The sequence below is a fragment of the Mesorhizobium sp. M1312 genome, assembly GCF_040318115.1.
Taxonomy (GTDB): Bacteria; Pseudomonadota; Alphaproteobacteria; order Rhizobiales; family Rhizobiaceae; genus Mesorhizobium.
This window is the reverse complement of record NZ_JAMYLQ010000017.1, coordinates 72,721-89,888: the sequence shown is the minus strand read 5'-3', so window position 1 is coordinate 89,888 and position 17,168 is coordinate 72,721. Positions and strand designations below refer to the sequence as shown.

Below are 17,168 nucleotides of genomic sequence, written 5' to 3'. Positions count from 1 at the left end.
TTACTCTCCGCGCCCGTATGCGAACGCTTGCCGGCCGACAAGACGATGTCTCAGCCATACCGAAAACTGGTCGACGGCGACAATCGTGCAGAACAGCAGAAAGACGATGGCAATCGTCTTGGCCTCATGGCCTCGGCCGATCGAAAGGCGCAGCGATTCGCCGATGCCGCCGGCACCGACGGCGCCGAGAATGGTCGAAGCGCGCACATTGATCTCGAAGCGGAGCAGGAATAGCTCATGAAGTTGGGCAGAACCTGAGGCACGATGCCGAACCACACCCGTTCGACCCAATTGGCGCCAACGGCGCGCAAGCCTTCTTCAGGTTTCATGTCGGCATTCTCGACCACTTCGAAGAACATTTTCCCGAGCGCGCCGATGGTATGGATGCTGACCGCAATGATCGCCGGAATGGGTCCAAGCGAGAAGATTGCCAGAAAAAAGCCGGCAATGACGATTTCCGGAAAGGCGCGGACGATTTCAAGGAAGCGGCGCGTGACGAAACGGAGCCAGCGGTTGGCCGTGATATTGCTCGCAGCGAGGAAGCAGAGCAGGAAACCGAATGTGGAGCCCACCAAGGTTGAAAACAGGGCCATGTTCAGCGTCTCGATCATCCGGTGGAAATACTCCGGAATGTAGATGCTTTGGGTCAGGTAGACCCGGCCTTCTGGGTAGTCGAACTCGAGGCTGCCTTCGTCGTAAGGGGATGGCAGGTCGAACAGCGCGCGCACCGGCTCGAACCAGTCGCGCGGCTTCAACTCGCCGAAAAAGTCGGCGACGTGGGGAAGGCGGTCGAAGAACTTTCCGGCGTTGGTTTCGTTTGCGAACCAGAGCGAGCCAGAGAGTGCAAGAAGCAGGAAAACCAGGCCTCCGATCGTGTAAAGGCGCCGGCGGGCGGCGAGGTCGCGCCAGTGCCGCTCGACAGTGGCTCCCTCCGGTGAAAGCGCAGGCACACGGTAAACGTCGGTCGCACTCATCGATAGATCCCCGGCCCCTGATGCGGCAACGCCGCCGGCGGCGCATGGCCCCGGCGGCGTTGTGGCAGTTTGCTTACGAGCCGATCTTCGCCTTGCGGGCGTCGATGATCGGCTGATAGAACTCTGGGGTGACCGGTGAATAGCCCTTGTAATCGCCGCCTTGTATCGCCGAGAAACAGGCCGGATCGGTTTCCGGAAGCTTGGTCAGGAAATCGGTGATCTTCTGCTTGGCGCCGGCGTCGATCGACGTACGCACGACCAGCGGGCCGTTCGGGATCAGCGGCGACTGCCACAATTCGACAAGGTCGTCCATTTTGAGGACGCCCTTGTCGACCATCTTGCGCAGGTTGCCCGAGCTGTAGCCGTCGTTGAAGTCGCCGACACCGGAGGCCCAGGTGGTGCCGGCATCGAACGTACCCTTCAAGACTTCAAGGACAAGCTGTTCATGGCCGCCACCGAAACCGGTCGACGCGAAGTAGCTCTTCACATCCATGCCGATGTCCTTGGGCAGTGACGTGACCGGGATCAGGTAACCGGAAGTCGAATCGGGATCGGCGAAACCGAGTTTCTTGCCCTTCATGTCGGCGAGCGTCTTGATGCCGGAATCAGCGCGGGCGACCATGACCGCACGGTAGCCGGTCGAACCGTCGGTCTGGATCGTCGTCAGGATCGGTTCAACCGCGTCCTTGTTTTCGAGATAGACCTTGGCGTAGGCGGAAGCGCCCAGCTCGGCAAAGTCAAGTGTGCCGCCGAGCAAGCCCTGGATGACGCCATCGTAGTCGGCGGCCGGGAACAGCGAAACTTTCTCGACGCCGAGGACGTCCTTGATGTGATCGGCGAAGCACTGGTAATTGCGCAGACGGTCGGCTTCGTTCTCGCCGCCCAGAATGCCGACGCGGAACTCCTTCAGGCCCTGAGCCTGAACCGCGCCCACCGCCATGGCGAGGATGGAAACGGCACCGAAAAGTATCTTTCTAAACATTTCGCGTCTCTCCTGTTGGTTCCGGCATCGCGCCGGCAGCGTTCGAATTTTGACAGCGCCAGGCGCTCATTCTGCTTTCGTATATTCGTATACCGGTATCCACTTGCCGGATCGTGGGCCTAGTAGCCGGGAAATGCGGGCTCGAGCGGTCCGGCGGATGCGGCGATTTTTTGCTTGATGATCACGCTGGTCGAGGTGATGGCCTCGGAGATTTCGCCGCCATTGCTGTCGGCGCCATAGACCGTGCGCACGGCCTCACGGTTGAGGTCCTCGGGCGGGCCGTCGAACACCACCTTGCCGGCGGCCATGCCGATGATGCGGTTGCAATAGGTGCGCGCGGTATCCAGCGTGTGCAGATTGGTGACGACGGTGATGCCCTCGCGCAGATTGATGTCCTGCAGCGAATCCATCACCACCTTGGCATTGAGCGGGTCGAGCGAGGCGATCGGCTCGTCGGCGAGGATGACTTTCGGCTGCTGCATCGTGGCACGTGCAATCGCGACGCGCTGCTGCTGGCCGCCGGACAAGGTGCCGGCCGGCTGCAGCGCCGTGCGGGCAATGTCGAGACGCTCCAGCGCCGCGATCGCCTCGGCCCGTTCCTCGCGGGAGAAGACACCGAGCAGATTGACAACGGTCGAGCGGTGATTGAGCCGGCCGAGCAGCACGTTGGTCAGCACGTCGAGACGCGGCACCAGGTTGAATTGCTGGAAGATCATGGCGCAATCGCGCTGCCAACGCCTGAGCAGCGAGCCGCGCAGGCTGGAAACTTCGGCGCCGTCAAAGAAAATCGACCCTTGGCTCGGGTCGATGAGGCGGTTGATCATCCGCAAAAGCGTCGACTTGCCGGCGCCCGAGCGGCCGATGATGCCGACCATCTGGCCGTGCGGGATCAAGATATGGACATTGCTGACGGCGGTGTTCTTGCCAAACCGGCGGGTGACGCCGCAGATTTCGAGCGTGGCTGAGGTTGCTGACATAGGCAAGTTCCAGTCCAGTCGCGTTTCGAAGGTCTGTTAACCTTCGCTAGCGCAGCCGCATGAAACTGCGGTGTCGGATTGATGTCAGTTTTGTTACTGCCCACAGGCTTGGGCGGCGCGCCGTGAATGGTGAATGTGAAATGGGTGAATAGTGAATGGTGAATGGTGAATGGTGACAGTGGCGGCCAGCAGAGGCTGGTGGAAGCTCTTTCTATTCACTATTCACCCCCTTCAGCCGCCGTACTTCTCCAGAAACGCCTCCGCCGAAAGCGCGCGAAAATCGCCGAGCGCCGCGCGCAGGCGGGCATGGTCCCAATCCCACCAGGCAAGTGCCTGATAGCGTTCCGCCGTGCGGCGGTCGAAGCGTTCGCGGATCGGCTTCGCCGGCACGCCGCCGACGATGGTGTAGGGCGCGACATCTTTCGATACCACGGCGCCGGCACCGACTGCCGCGCCGTCACCCACGGTGACGCCAGGCAGGATGGTCGAGCCGTGCCCGAGCCAGGTGTCATGGCCAATGGTGACGCGTTTGGCGCGTCGCTGGGCGAAGAATTCGCTCTCGTGCTCGGCGTCGTCCCAATAGTGCGAGGCGCGATAGGTGAAATGGTGCAGCGTCGGCCGCCAGGTCGGGTGGTTGGTGGCATTGATGCGCACGCTGGCGGCGATGTTGGCGAACTTGCCGATCGTCGCGCACCAGACGCCGCAGTTCCTGCATCATGTAGGAATAGTCGCCGATTGTGCTCTCGGAAACTCGGCAGCGATCGGCGATCTCGGTCCAGCGGCCGAGCGTCGAGTTCTCGACATCCGCCGTCTCGTGGACAAGCGGCGTTTCCGACAGTTTCCTGGTCATGCGGCGATTTTTCCGGCGGCAAAAGCGGTCACGTCGATGACGCGATCGGCCACTGCCTCGCGCACGTCGTGGTCATGGAAGATGCCTAGCAGGGCGACGCCGACCGACTTCTTGGCCGCGATCAGCGTGATCACGACGTCGCGGTTCCTGGCATCCAGCGAGGCGGTCGGTTCGTCGAGCAGCAGGATCGGATGCTCGGTGATGAAGCCGCGCGCGATGTTGACGCGCTGTTGTTCGCCGCCGGAAAAGGTCGCCGGCGGCAATGCCCAGAGTTTTTCGGGCAGGTTGAGCTGCGCCAGCAAGGCGCGCGCCTTGCCGCGCGCGACCTCACGGTCCTCGCCGCGCTCGACCAGCGGTTCGGCAACGACGTCGAGGGCGGAGACGCGCGGCACTGTGCGCAGGAACTGGCTGACATAGCCGATGGTGAGGCGGCGCACGGCAAGCACGGTGCGTGGGCTGGCCGTCGCCAGATCGATGAGCCCGTCCTCGTGCTGGACGATGATCTGGCCTTCGTCGACGGCATAGTTGCCGTAGAGCATCTTCAGGATCGAGCTCTTGCCGGCGCCGGACGGGCCGCCAAGCACGGCGCACTCGCCGCTCCTGATCGAGAACGACACGCCGGCGACGACAGGCAATTTGATGCCGTCGCGCAGATGCATGGTGAAGCTCTTGGCGACATCGGAGACGACGAGAGGGGTCGGCATGATCACACCTGCAGAATGGAAGAAACGAGGAGCTGGGTGTAGGGCGCGCGCGGGTCGTCGAGCACGCGGTCGGTGAGGCCGCTTTCGACGACGCGGCCGTCCTTCATCACCATCATGCGCTGCGACAGCAGACGCGCCACTGCGAGGTCGTGGGTGACGACGATCGCCGCCAGGCCAAGGTCGGTGACCAGGCCGCGCAACAGGTCGAGCAGGCGCGCCTGCACCGAGACGTCGAGGCCGCCGGTCGGCTCGTCCATGAACACCAGCCGCGGCCCGGTGACGAGGTTGCGGGCGATCTGCAGGCGCTGGCGCATGCCGCCGGAAAAGGCGCGCGGTTCGTCGTCGACGCGGTCCTCATCGATCTCGACGCGCGACAGCCAGTCGACCGCCGTCGCACGAATCCTGCCATAATGGCGGTCGCCGACCGCCATCAGCCGCTCGCCGACATTGGCGCCGGCCGAAACGGTCATGCGCAACCCGTCGGCGGGGTTCTGGTGGACGAAGCCCCAGTCGGTGCGCATCAGGAAGCGGCGCTCGGCCTCGCTCATGCGGTAAAGCTCGCGCAACTGGCCGTCGCGCATGCGGTAGCTGGCGGTGCCGGAGCTCGGCAGCAGCCGGGTCGACAGGCAGTTGAGCAGCGTCGTCTTGCCGGATCCGGATTCGCCGACCACTGCCAGCACCTCGCCCGGCCACAGGTCGAAGCTGACGTTCTCGCAACCAATGCGCGAGCCGTAGAACTTCGACAGCGCAGAAACGCGCAGCAGTGGTTCGTCGGTCATTGCGCCGGCTCCGTCGTCTCGGGCGCAAGGTGGCCGCGATGGCCTTGCTCGCGCCGCTTCTCGCAATGATCGGTATCGGAGCAGACGAACATGTGGCCGCCATGGTCGTCGAGGATGACCTCGTCGAGATAGACGTTCTCGGCCGCGCACAGCGCGCAGGGATGGTCGAAGGTCTGCACCTCGAAAGGATGGTCCTCGAAGTCGAGACTGACGACTTCGGTGAAAGGCGGTAGCGCATAGATGCGCTTTTCGCGGCCGGCGCCAAACAGTTGCAGAGCCGGCGAACGGTGCATCTTCGGATTGTCGAATTTCGGCGTCGGCGAGGGATCCATCACATAGCGGCCCTCGACCTTGACCGGATAGGCATAGGTGGTGGCGATGCGACCGTGCCTGGCAATGTCTTCGTAGAGCTTCACATGCATGAGGCCGTATTCCTCCAGCGCATGCATTTTCCGCGTTTCCGTTTCGCGCGGCTCGAGGAAGCGCAGCGGCTCGGGGATCGGCACCTGATAGACCAGCACCTGGCCTGCGGTCAGCGGATGTTCGGGAATGCGGTGGCGGGTCTGGATGATGGTCGCCTTGCCCGTCTCGGTGGTGACGGCGACATTGGCGACCTTCTTGAAGAAGGCGCGGATCGAGACCGCATTGGTGGTATCGTCGGCGCCTTGGTCGATGACCTTCAGCACATCGTCCGGGCCGATGATCGAAGCGGTAACCTGGACGCCGCCGGTGCCCCAGCCATAGGGCATCGGCATCTCGCGTGAGGCGAACGGCACCTGGTAGCCGGGAATGGCGATGCCCTTGAGGATCGCGCGGCGGATCATCCGCTTGGTCTGCTCGTCGAGATAGGCGAAGTTGTAGGTGGCGATGTCGGTCGGTTGTGCGGTCATTCCGCGGCCTCCCTTTTTTCTTCCATCTTGCCGTTCTCGCGGGCGTCATGCTCGGCGCGCATGCGGCGCACCAGGTCGAGCTCGGCCTGGAAGTCGACATAATGCGGCAGCTTGAGGTGCTCGACGAAGCCGGTCGCTTGGACGTTGTCGGAATGCGAGATGACGAACTCCTCGTCCTGGGCCGCGGCGACGACGTCCTCGCCGAATTCGGTTGCACGAAGAGCGCGATCGCAGAGCGCCATGGCCATCGCCTTGCGCTCGCTCTGGCCGAAGACGAGGCCGTAACCGCGGGTGAACTGCGGCGGTGCCTTGGCCGAGCCCTTGAACTGGTTGACCATCTGGCACTCGGTGACACGCAACGAGCCGAGCGGTACGGCGAAGGGCAGCTCCGGCACGTCGAGTTCCAGCTCGACCTCGCCGATGCGAACCTCGCCGACAAAGGGATGGTTGCGGGCATAGCCGCGCTGGGTGGAATAGCCGAGCGCCAGCAAAAAACCCTCATCGCCGCGTGACAACGCCTGCAGGCGAATGTCCCGTGCCATCGGAAATTCCAGCGGCTCGCGGGTGATGTCGCCTGGGACATGGTCTTGCGGCATGTCGCCATCAGGCTCGATCAGGCCTTCGCGGGCAAGGATCGCGGAGACGCGCGGTATGGCTTCCGCCTCGCTGGCACGCTGCAGCGGCTCGGCGACATGGCCGCCCGCGGCGAGTTCGGGATCGAGCAGCCGGTGGGTGTAGTCGAAGGTCGGGCCGAGCAGCTGCCCGCCGGGCAGGTCCTTGTAGGTCGCCGACACGCGCCGCTCGACCAGCATCGCGCCGGTGTCGATCGCCCTGGTGTAGCCGAAGCGCGGCAGCGTCGTGCGATACGCGCGGACCAGGAAGATCGCCTCGATCATGTCGCCGCGCGCCTGGACGATGGCCAGCGCCGCCAATTCCCTGTCGTAGAGCGAGCCTTCGCTCATCACCCGGTCGACGCCGAGCGCCAGTTGCTCGACGATCTGGTCGAGGCGAAGCGCCGGCACCGAGCGGTCGCCGCGGCGACGGTCGGCGAGCAGGGCGTGGGCGTTGGCAATGGCCGCTTCGCCACCTTTTACCGCGACATACATATCACGCCTTCAGCGTCTTGATGCGCGTGGTACGCGGCAGGCAGGCAACGCCGTCAGGGGTGGAGAGGACGATGTCGACACCACGCGGAAAACGCTGGTTGTTCTGCTTCCATTGTTCGACGAAGTGGCGCGGCATCTGCGCCGGCGCGATGGTCGCGGTTCTTTCGATGCCAGGACCTTCGAGCAACAGAGGGGCGCCTGAAACGAGATCGCCGACCTGCAGGATCAGCGTCGTCGAGCGGTCGGGATAGTCCTGGGTGCCTTGTGAAAAGCCGTCGAGCGCCATCATCTCGGCCGGCGTGGCGATCAGCGCGAAATGCGCGTCGGCCGGCGTATTGGCCAGTGGCGCGCCGGTGTGGAAGCCGAGCCAGGACCTCACCGTCGCTGGAGCCTGCAAAACGAGGTCAAGCCAGAGCGGCGTGTCGTTGTCGCACAGCGCCAGCGCGATGGCGCCCGCGGTGGCCGACAGCGGCGCCGGCGGACGGGCAAAGACCGGCAGGGGCTGCAGGGTGCCCGGCCGCGCCATCGCATCCATCACGGCGCGGAACACCGTCTGGGCGTTGAACACCGGATCGGAAAAGCCGCCCTCGATCGCTTGCGTTGCGATGTCCATCAGTCTTCTCCGCGTACCATGGTGAAGAAATCAACCTTCGTTGCCGCCGTCTCGGCGCGCCGCCGTTCACGTTCGCTGGCCAGTGCGGCCTGCAGCGGCGCAATGAGTTTGGTCTCGACCTCGCTACGGCGGGTGGGATCCTGCCAGAGCGCGTCGGCGATTGCCGCCAGTTTTGCTTTCTGTTTGTCACGGCCCAGCGCGTAGCAGTGGCCGACCTGTCCGGATGCGAGCCGGACGGTAGCGCGGGTGACTGTCGCCTCGCCGACATTGAACGGCGCGCCGCCGCCGCCGATGCGGCCACGCACGGTGACAAGGCCGGTTTCGGGGCCGCGCAGGAGTTCTGCTTGCGAAGGCAGGCCGGCTTCGTTCCAGAGGCGGACGATATCGTCGCCGGTCGACTGCGCTAGCGTCGCCATGACGGCCTTGCGCTCAAGCTGCTGATCGCGCGCTTCCTGTTCTCGCATGGCCGCTGTTCCTTCTCGTTCCAATTTGTATAATGATGTAGACAATTATACAAATCATACCTATTCTCTAAAGCCTGTCCATGACGGATGGATGACAGGGCGAAAAAGCTCGGGGCAAAGAGATGATCGGTCAGCAGATGGCCAGCAGCTTGGAGCGGCGCAGCGGCGTCTCGCTGTGGCGGCAGATCGCGGACCAGATCCTGCATTCGATCGCCGTCGGCGACTTTGCCGAGAATGCTGCGCTGCCACCGGAAATCGCACTGGCCGAGCGCTATGGTGTCAACCGACATACGGTGCGCAGCGCCATCGCAGCCCTGGTGCAGGATGGCGTGCTCAGGGCCGAACAGGGGCGCGGCACTTTCGTGTTGTCGCGCAGGCGCCTGTCCTATCCGATCGGAGCGCGCACCCGTTTTTCGGAGGGCCTGCAAGGGCAGGCGTCGGAGCGCCGCAGCGTGCTGCTCGAATCGGCGGTCGAGCCGGCCAGCCGGCGCGTCGCCGAAGGGCTGGGGCTTGCCAAGGGTTCGAATGTAGTACGCCTCGAGACACGCGGCGAAGCCGATGGGCAACCGGTCTCGCGTGCCACCGGCTGGTTCGACGCGGGACGCTTCGCCGGCATCGATGCCGTCATGGCCGAAACCGGTTCGATAACCGCCTCATTCCAGCGTTTCGGCATCGGTGACTATCTCAGGCAATCGACGGTGCTGTCGGCCCGCCACGCGGACGCCGCCGACCTTGCCGATCTCGATCTGCAGCCCGGCGCCATCGTGCTGGTCACGGTCGCCGTCAATGTCACGCCGGACGGCCAGCCGATCCAGTTCGCCGAAACGCGGTTTCCGGCTGAGCGGGTCGAGCTCAAATTGTCGGCGAACGAGTAGCGTCGTCATCCTTGGGCGAAGCAGGAGCGCAGCTCCGTCGCGGAGACCCAAGGATCCATGCCGTAACATTGGTCGAGGAGTGAAGCGAAGCAGAATTCTGCACCGTCGCGATACTTCAAGGTCACGGCATGGATCCTATGGTCTGCGCCGCGTCGCTTCGCTCCTTGCTTCGCCACAGGATGACGAAGCGATGGATGTTTCGACTAATCGCCAAAGCGCACCTATCGACCGCCGAATTTTTATGTCAGAATCGGCATCTCATCCGACCTGGATGACGGCCTTGATCAGGCCGGATTTCTCATGCGCCCAGCGGGCGATGTCGCGCGGCGTGTCGCCAAGCGTCGTGCGATGGGTGACGAGCTTTGCCAGCGGCACAGCACCATCGCGGATCGAGGCAGCGACATGGTCGAAGTCGGCGCGCAGCGCGTTCCGGCTGCCGATCAGCGTCATCTCACGCTTGTGGTATTCAGGATCGGAAAAGACGATGTCGTCCTTGACGACGCTGACCAGGACCAGCGTCCCGCCATGCGCGACATGGGCGAAGGCCGACTGGACGGACTGGGTGTTGCCGGTGGCATCGAAAATCACGTCAAAACCTTCGCCGTTGGTCGCCTCGCGCACCAGATCGGTCGCAGACTGCCGCGAACCGTCGAGGGTGGCGAAGCCGAGTTCGCTTGCAGCAAAACCCAGCCTCTCGGCACTCATGTCGAGCAGCGTCACGTCGAGACCGGCGATACGGGCAAACAGCGCCGTGCCGAGGCCGATCGGCCCGGCGCCGATGACCAGCGTGTGCGCGCCGGGATCAGCCAGCGAGCGGCGCACGGCATGCGCCCCGATCGCCAGGAATTCGACGGCGGCGGCGTCGGCCAGCGACAGGCCGCTGGCCGGATAGAGATTTTGCGCCGGCACCAGGATCCGTTCGCACATGGCGCCGTCGCGGTGTACGCCAAGCACTTCGATCTTGACGCAGCAATTAGGCTTGCCTTGGCGGCAGGCGATGCATTTGCCGCAAGCGAGATAGGGATTGATGATCACCGGCTCGCCGATTGCGAGATCGACGCCTTCGCCGGCCTCGATCACGGTGCCGGAAACCTCGTGGCCCATGATGCGTGGATAGGCGAGGAACGGATGCTTGCCCTCGAAGATGTGATAGTCGGTGCCGCAGATGCCGACATGACTGACCGCGACCAATGCCCAGCCAGAGGGCGGAGTGCCTGGGGCCGGGCGGTCTTCCAGAACAAGCTCACCGGGCGAACGGCAGACGACGGCTTTCATGCTTTTATCCAGTCTGTGCATGGACCCGCCGGCCCCGCTAGCGCCGGGCCGGCGGTTGTTAAGATAGTCTACTTGCCGCGGCGGCGCAGGCCGTCGAAATAGACGATGACGATGATCAGCACGCCGGTAATGATGCGCTGCCAGAAGGCATTGACGTTCAAGAGATTGGCGCCGTTGTTGATGGTGGCGAGGATGAAGGCGCCGAGCAGCGGCCCGTGCACCGAGCCTACGGCGCCAAATAGCGAGGTGCCGCCGATCACCGACGAGGCGATCGCCTGCAATTCCCAGCCCTCGGCCTGTATCGGATTGCCGATGCCAATGCGCGAGGCAAGCAGCACGCCGACAAAAGCCGCACAGAGGCCCGACAGCGTATAGGCCATGTAGATGGTGCGCTGGACGTTGACGCCGGACAGACGCGAGGCCTCGGCGTTGGAGCCGACCGAGAACAGATACCGGCCCCAGCGGCTATGGTGCAGGAAGATATAGGCGGGGATGCCGACCAGGATCACCATCCAGAACAGATTGGGAACGCCGAGGAACGAGCTGCGCGAGAAAAGCTGGAAGGCATCGTTGTTGATCGAGATCGAGTTGCCGTTGGTCATCAAAAGGCCGATGCCGCGCAGCGAGGTCAGTGTCGCCAGCGTGATGATGAAGGGCGGCAGGCCCATCTTGACGATGCCGAAGCCATGGAACATGCCGATGGCGACGCCGACCAGCAAGGTGACCAGGATGGCGAGGAAAATCGGCACGCCGGCATTGATCAGCATCGCCACGATGACGGTTGCAAAGCCAACAACCGCGCCGACGGAGAGGTCGATGCCGCCGGTGATGATGACGAAGGTCTGGCCGACCGCCAGGATGGCGATCATCGAGCCCTGCCGCAGCAGGTTCGAGATATTGTTGGCGGAGGCGAAGCTCGGCGTTGCCACCGACAGGATGATCCACAAAAGAACCAGCAGCGCCAGCAGTGTCAGCCCGAACAGGGCGTTGTAGTTGCGTTTGGGCCTTTCGGCCGGGATCGCCTCGGTGCTCATATCTGTCCTCCCGGTTTTTCTTGTTTCTCGGCCAGCGCCTGGGTGAGGATCTCCTCATGGTTGGCGGTGTGGAAACCATGAGTGGCCACCAGCTTGCCGCGCCGGAACACATGCAGCGTGTCGGCCAGTTCATAGACCTCAGGCAGGTAGGACGAGATCAGGATGATGCCGGCGCCCTTGGACAAAAGCGCACTGAACAGGCGGTAGATCTCGGCCTTGGTGCCGACGTCGACGCCAACTGTCGGCTCGTCGAAGATGAACAGCTTGGCGCCGTGCGCCAGCCATTTGCCGATGACGATTTTCTGCTGGTTGCCGCCGGACAGGCTGGAGGCGAGCGCGTTGCGCGTCGGCGTCTTGATCCTGAGATTGGCGATCTGGCGATCCGCCTCGGTCTTCTCCTGTGCGCTGGAGATCAGCAGATTGCTGGAGATGCGCTTGTAGATCGGCAGATTGAGATTGACGCCGACCGGCAGGTTGAGGCAGAGGCCCTGGTCACGGCGGCTTTCCGGCGCCAGCGCCATGCCGAGCCTGATAGCGTCATGCTCGGAGTTGACCTGAACCTGCTTGCCCTCCCAGAGGATCTGGCCGGCTAACTTGCGATGACGGCCGTAGAGCGTGGTGACGAACTCGCTGCGCCCGGCGCCGATCAGGCCGTAGAGCCCGACGATTTCGCCGGCACGGACCGTCATCGAGACATTTTCGAAACCCTTGCCGGAGAGATTTCTGGCTTCGAGCAGCGTCGCGCCCGGGGTAAAATGATCCTTGTGATAGACTTGCTCGATCGAGCGGTTGATCATCATCTTGACCAGCTCGGCGTCGTTGGTCTCGGCGATGTTCCTGGTGCCGACAAGCGTGCCGTCGCGCAGCACCGAGACGCGGTCGGCGAGTTCGAACACCTCTTCCATGCGGTGGCTGATGTAGATGATGGTGACGCCTTCGCCCTTCAGCCGGCGGATCAGCGTGAACAGCTGATCGGCTTCCTTCCGGGTGAGATAGGCAGTCGGTTCGTCGAAGATCAGGAACTTGGTGCCGCGCACGGTGGCGCGGGCGGCGGCGATCAGCTGCTGCTGGCCTATGGTCAGGTCACCCAGCACGACATGCGCCGGCAGATCGAAGCCGAGATCGTCGATGATCTTCTGCGCTTCCCGGACCATGGCCCGCTGCTGCAGGATGCCGAAGCGGGAATCCTCCTCGCCGAGGAACATGTTGGCCGCGACAGTGAGATGGCGGCACAGAACGACCTCCTGGTGCACAGCATTGATGCCCAGCGCCATCGCCTCATGCGGCGTCGCCAGCGCTGCTGGCTTGCCCTCCCAGATGACGTCGCCAGAGGTGCGCGGCATGACGCCGGTCAGCAGCTTGATCAGGGTGGATTTGCCGGCACCGTTCTCGCCGACGATGGCGTGAATTTCGCTGGCCTTGAAGGCGAGGTTAACCGGCTTCAGCGCGTGCGTGCCGGGATATCGCTTCTCCAATCCCTTGAGTTCGAGGATCGTCCTGCCCGGTCCCAGCGTTGGGGCCGGATGCAGTTCCTGCGCCGTCGACGTCATGACAATCCTCCCAGATCGGCCTCACAGATTGGCCTCACGATTGGCACGTAGCGCTGCTGGCCGGGTCGCATCGTCAAGGGTATCGAAGCCGGCTGATTTCGAAGCACTTTCAGGGTATTTCCGGGGCAACGAGGCCCCGGAAACGGTGCGCCAATGCCGGTGCTCAGTCGAGCTTCGGATTGAGCAGCGCGTCGATCTTCGGTTCTTTCATGTTAGCCTTGGTGACGAGGTTGGCGCCGGTGTCGACATTGGCCTCGACCTTCTCGCCCTTCGAGGCAGCGAGCGCCGTCTTGATGCCGTCATAACCCATCCGGTACGGATCCTGGACGACGAGGCCGGAAATGACGCCGTCATTGAGGAACTTGACCAGCTTCTCGTCGCTGTCGAAGCCGATCAGCCCAACCTTGCCGGCAAGGCTGTTCTCGGCGATCGCCTGACCGACGCCCTGCGCCATGATCAGGTTGGAGGCGAAGATGCCCTTGAGGTTCGGGTTGGCGGTGATCAGGTCGGTCGCGATGTTGAGGCCGGTGGTGGCTTGGCCGTCGGCGTATTTGTCGGCAATGAGCTTGAGGCCGGGATATTTGGCGGCAAGCTGTTCCTTGAAGCCCTGGGCGCGTTGTTCGAGCGAGCCGGCGCCGGGAAGCGCGGTGATCAGGGCGACGTCGCCCTCGATTTTGCCGCCATTGGCTTCGCCGATCGCGGCCGCCAGCCCGTCAGCGGCGACGCGGCCGCCCTGAATATTGTCTGTGGTCAGGAACGAGGTGAAGGCCTTGGAGTCAGCGCCGGAGTCGATGCCGATGATCTTGACGTTGGTGGCTGCCTCATCGATCGGCTTGCCGAGCGCCTTGGCCTCGGTCGGTGCGATAACGACGGCAGCCGGGTTGCCGGCGACGGCGTTTTCAAGGATCGAGATCTGGCCGTTGACGTCGGTTTCCGCCTGGGCGCCGAGTTCTGGCACGTTGACGCCGAGGTCCTTGCCGGCCTTGCGGGCGCCGGCCAGGACGATCTGCCAGTAGAAAGAGGTGGTGTCCTTGACGATGATCGGAATGGTTACGTCCGCCGCCGAAGCCGGGGCCGAATGCATCACGCCAGCAAGCATCGAGGCGGCGGTGAGCGCCACGAATGCGCGGCGGTTGAGAATGCTTGTCACGAATTTCATTATGCTTCCTCCCTAGGTCGCCCGGTGAATGTTGCGGAAGTCGGTTTGGATAGGCGCTGCCCAAACAGAACTTTATCAATAAAAAACATTTACCGCATTTTGATAGTGCATAGGTTGGGCCGGCGCAAGCGGTGTTTCGTATCGGTCTCATATGGCTAGACCGGAAGGGGAGCTTCCTTTCCGATCCTCACTGCCACCCAACAGATCCTCTCCGAAAAGTATGGAATATTAATTCCAATGACCCGTCAAGATGGAATATTCATTCTTTTTTGGAGCGTACGATTGTGACGCCTGCTGATCGCACCTTCCGCCGTTTAACCGGCGAAGGCGAAGGCCGCAGCGCATCAGCCGAGTTTCTGTACGACCGTGTAGGGATCATATTTGGCGAATTCTGTTTCGGGCACCTGGATGTCGAGCAGTTGGAGATTTCGCGCCAGATTGGCCGGTTTGGCGGTGCCCGTCAGCACAGAAGCTACCACAGGCTCGTGCAGCGGGAACTGGAACGCCGCCGCGGCAAGCGGATAGCCGCCCTCGGCGGCAATTTTTTCCATGGCGCCGACGCGGTCAAGAATGTTCTGGGTGGCCGGCAGGTAGTCGAAATGCGCACCCGGGACCGGGCCGGTCGCCAAGATGCCGGAATTGAAGACGCCACCGATGATCAGCGAGGTCTGCCGTTGCCGGCAAAGCGGCAGCAATTCGGCTTCGGCGGTGCGGTCGAGCAGCGAATAGCGGCTGGCGAGCAGGATGCAGTCGAGCGGCGCCTGGCGCAGCACATCGAGACAGATCTGCACCTCGTTGACGCCAAGGCCGTAGGCGGAAATGGCCTTGGACGACTTCAGCTCTTCCAGCGCCTTCAGCCCGCCATCCATCAGCTGGCGGAAATGCAGCTTCGTTTTCTCGACGCCATGCGTGTAGACGCCGATGTCGTGGACGAACAGGATGTCGATTTGATTGAGGCCAAGCCGCGCATAGCTGAACTCGACCGAGCGCATGATGCCGTCGTAGGAATAGTCGTAGTCGAGCGCAAAGGGCAGCGGATCGACATAGGAATGGTCCGGAACCTGGCCTTCCGGCACCGGCCGGAACAGGCGCCCAACCTTGGTCGACAGCACGTAGGAGTCCCGCGGCTTGTCGCGCAGGAAATCGCCGAAGCGGCGTTCCGAAAGGCCGAAGCCGTAGAAGGGCGCCGTATCGAAATAGCGCAAGCCGGTGTCCCAGGCGACCTGCAGCGTCTGCATCGCCGCTTCGCGCGGGCAAGCTCGGTAGAGGCCGCCGACCGCCGCGCCGCCGAAGCTGACCTCGGTTATTTCCAGCGCGGTGCTGCCGACACGGCGTTTCTTCATGCAAAGCCCTCCCACCGGCCATTTGCCTGGCCCGCGTCTTGAGTCAGTTGGTGGCTGTTCTAGAGGGTCGCTCCGAGGTGCCACGGCACGAACTCGTTGTCGCCGTAGCCGAACTCCTCGCTCTTGGTCTTGCGGCCGGAAGCCGTCTCGACGATCAGCTCGAAAATCTCGCGGCCCATGCCGGCAATTGTCTTTTCGCCCGAGGCGATGACGCCGCAATTCACGTCCATGTCCTCTTCCATCGTGTGGTACATGGTCGAGTTGCTGGCGACCTTGATCGACGGCGTCGGCCGGCAGCCGAAACAGGAACCGCGGCCGGTGGTGAAGACGATGACGTTGGCGCCGCCCGCGACCTGGCCGGTGGCGGAGACCGGGTCGTAGCCGGGCGTGTCCATGAACACCAGCCCGTGCCCGGTGACCTTTTCGGCATAGCCGAAGACGCCATTAAGCGGTGTCTGGCCGCCCTTGGCGACCGCGCCAAGCGACTTCTCCAGGATGGTGGTCAGGCCGCCGCGCTTGTTGCCGGGCGACGGATTGTTGTCGATGGAAGCGCCGTGCTTGGCGACATGGTCTTCCCACCACTTCACATAGCCATCGAGCTTGGCGGCGATCTCCGGGCTCGCCGCACGGTAGGCCAGCAGATGCTCGGCGCCGTAGATTTCTGTCGTCTCGGAGAGGATGCCGATGCCGCCGACGCCGGCCAGGATGTCGACGGCGGCGCCCAGCGCCGGATTGGCGGTGATGCCGGACATGCCGTCCGAGCCGCCGCATTGCAGGCCGACGACGATCTCGCTGACCGGGATCGGCTCACGCTCAAGCTTGCCGACCTCCTCGGCGATCTCGGCCAGCACCAGCAGCGCCTTTTCGACCGATTTGCGCGAGCCGCCGGCTTCCTGGATGTTGAAATGGCGTTTCCCCGCGGCGACGCCCTTCTGGCCATAGAGGGTGAGCTGGTTGACCTCGCAGCCGAGCCCGACCATCAGCACGCCGCCGAAATTCGGATGGCGGGCATAGCCGGCAAGCGTACGGTGCAGCACCATCATGCCGTCGCCGGTGGCGCTCATGCCGCAGCCCTGGCCGTGAACAATGGGAACGAAGCCGTCGATACCAGGGTATCTGGGCAGGAGCGTGCGGTTCGCCTCGTCGGCGATGGCGTGGCAAACGGTGGCCGAGCAATTGACGCTGGCGAGAATGCCGATGAAGTTGCGTGTGCCGGCACGGCCATCGGCGCGACGGTAGCCCATGAAGGTGCGGGCGCGGTCGGCCTCGGTCGCGTGCACGGCTTCGCTCGGCGGCACCACCGGCAAACGCCCGGACTCAAACACCAGATTGTGCGAATGAACATGCTCGCCGGGCGCGATGGCTTCAGTGGCGCGGCCGATCGCCTGGGCGTATTTGACCACGGCCTCGCCGGCGGCGATTGGCTTGATCGCCACCTTGTGGCCGGGTTCGATCAATGCTGTGGCAACGGCGCCGCCCGGCAGTACCGCTCCGATCTCGATGCGGCCATTGGCAACCGCGACATTGTCGGCGGGAGACAGAAGAATGCTGTTTGCGGCGTTCACGGGCAGTTTCCTGGGTATGTTCCTGGGA

General features: G+C 63.5%; 15 protein-coding genes and 2 pseudogenes. 1 reads left to right on the top strand and 16 read right to left on the bottom strand.

All coding sequences use genetic code 11. The annotated features are described in order from the left end of the window. From phnE to phnG, 10 genes and pseudogenes are all read right to left on the bottom strand, one after another. A pseudogene (gene phnE / locus NKH36_RS20050) lies at positions 1–974 on the bottom strand (phosphonate ABC transporter, permease protein PhnE). A gap of 73 nt (positions 975–1,047) precedes the next feature. Next, positions 1,048–1,956, bottom strand: a complete 909-nt coding sequence (phnD, locus tag NKH36_RS20045; RefSeq protein WP_352964032.1) for a phosphonate ABC transporter substrate-binding protein — start codon at positions 1,954–1,956, stop codon at positions 1,048–1,050. Between the two features lie 119 nt (positions 1,957–2,075). Continuing rightward, a complete protein-coding gene (gene phnC / locus NKH36_RS20040; RefSeq protein WP_352964029.1) occupies positions 2,076–2,933 on the bottom strand; it encodes a phosphonate ABC transporter ATP-binding protein in 858 nt (285 codons plus the stop codon). A 231-nt stretch (positions 2,934–3,164) separates the two neighbouring features. Then, positions 3,165–3,783 (bottom strand): annotated as a pseudogene (locus tag NKH36_RS20035) (DapH/DapD/GlmU-related protein). Then, positions 3,780–4,487 carry a phosphonate C-P lyase system protein PhnL gene (phnL, locus tag NKH36_RS20030; protein WP_352964026.1) on the bottom strand — a complete coding sequence of 236 codons (708 nt, stop codon included), beginning with the start codon at positions 4,485–4,487 and terminating at the stop codon, positions 3,780–3,782. The pseudogene NKH36_RS20035 and the gene phnL overlap by 4 nt, the downstream one beginning before the upstream one ends. A gap of 2 nt (positions 4,488–4,489) precedes the next feature. Continuing rightward, positions 4,490–5,266 carry a phosphonate C-P lyase system protein PhnK gene (gene phnK / locus NKH36_RS20025; protein WP_352964023.1) on the bottom strand — a complete coding sequence of 259 codons (777 nt, stop codon included), beginning with the start codon at positions 5,264–5,266 and terminating at the stop codon, positions 4,490–4,492. Further along, complete coding sequence (locus tag NKH36_RS20020; protein WP_352964020.1) at positions 5,263–6,156, bottom strand: alpha-D-ribose 1-methylphosphonate 5-phosphate C-P-lyase PhnJ; 894 nt, start codon at positions 6,154–6,156, stop codon at positions 5,263–5,265. Before NKH36_RS20020 ends, phnK begins: the two co-directional genes overlap by 4 nt. After that, positions 6,153–7,262, bottom strand: coding sequence for a carbon-phosphorus lyase complex subunit (locus NKH36_RS20015; RefSeq protein WP_352964017.1), 1,110 nt, complete (start codon positions 7,260–7,262; stop codon positions 6,153–6,155). The genes NKH36_RS20020 and NKH36_RS20015 overlap by 4 nt, the downstream gene beginning before the upstream one ends. Position 7,263: 1 nt before the next feature. Then, a complete protein-coding gene (phnH, locus tag NKH36_RS20010) occupies positions 7,264–7,875 on the bottom strand; it encodes a phosphonate C-P lyase system protein PhnH (RefSeq protein ID WP_352964014.1) in 612 nt (203 codons plus the stop codon). Continuing rightward, the gene (gene phnG / locus NKH36_RS20005) at positions 7,875–8,339 is read right to left on the bottom strand and encodes a phosphonate C-P lyase system protein PhnG (RefSeq protein WP_352964011.1); all 465 of its coding nucleotides are present in this window, start codon (positions 8,337–8,339) and stop codon (positions 7,875–7,877) included. The genes phnH and phnG overlap by 1 nt, the downstream gene beginning before the upstream one ends. A gap of 122 nt (positions 8,340–8,461) precedes the next feature. Between phnG and phnF the strand changes: the two genes are divergently transcribed. Continuing rightward, positions 8,462–9,214, top strand: coding sequence for a phosphonate metabolism transcriptional regulator PhnF (phnF, locus tag NKH36_RS20000; protein WP_352964008.1), 753 nt, complete (start codon positions 8,462–8,464; stop codon positions 9,212–9,214). Positions 9,215–9,472: 258 nt separating this feature from the next. Here phnF and NKH36_RS19995 read toward each other — a convergent pair whose 3' ends face one another. The 6 genes from NKH36_RS19995 to NKH36_RS19970 all read right to left on the bottom strand — a co-directional run bounded on the left by NKH36_RS19995 (position 9,473) and on the right by NKH36_RS19970 (position 17,140). After that, positions 9,473–10,489, bottom strand: a complete 1,017-nt coding sequence (locus tag NKH36_RS19995; protein WP_352964005.1) for a zinc-binding alcohol dehydrogenase family protein — start codon at positions 10,487–10,489, stop codon at positions 9,473–9,475. Between the two features lie 68 nt (positions 10,490–10,557). Then, positions 10,558–11,523, bottom strand: a complete 966-nt coding sequence (locus NKH36_RS19990) for an ABC transporter permease (RefSeq protein WP_352964002.1) — start codon at positions 11,521–11,523, stop codon at positions 10,558–10,560. Continuing rightward, positions 11,520–13,073, bottom strand: coding sequence for a sugar ABC transporter ATP-binding protein (locus tag NKH36_RS19985; protein ID WP_352963999.1), 1,554 nt, complete (start codon positions 13,071–13,073; stop codon positions 11,520–11,522). Before NKH36_RS19985 ends, NKH36_RS19990 begins: the two co-directional genes overlap by 4 nt. Before the next feature lie 163 nt (positions 13,074–13,236). Then, entirely contained in the window at positions 13,237–14,232 is a 996-nt protein-coding gene (locus tag NKH36_RS19980; RefSeq protein WP_352963996.1) for an ABC transporter substrate-binding protein, read from the bottom strand. Positions 14,233–14,576: 344 nt separating this feature from the next. Then, positions 14,577–15,575, bottom strand: coding sequence for an aldo/keto reductase (locus NKH36_RS19975; RefSeq protein WP_352963993.1), 999 nt, complete (start codon positions 15,573–15,575; stop codon positions 14,577–14,579). 59 nt (positions 15,576–15,634) lie between these two features. Then, positions 15,635–17,140 carry a UxaA family hydrolase gene (locus tag NKH36_RS19970; protein WP_352963991.1) on the bottom strand — a complete coding sequence of 502 codons (1,506 nt, stop codon included), beginning with the start codon at positions 17,138–17,140 and terminating at the stop codon, positions 15,635–15,637. Positions 17,141–17,168 lie beyond the last annotated feature (28 nt).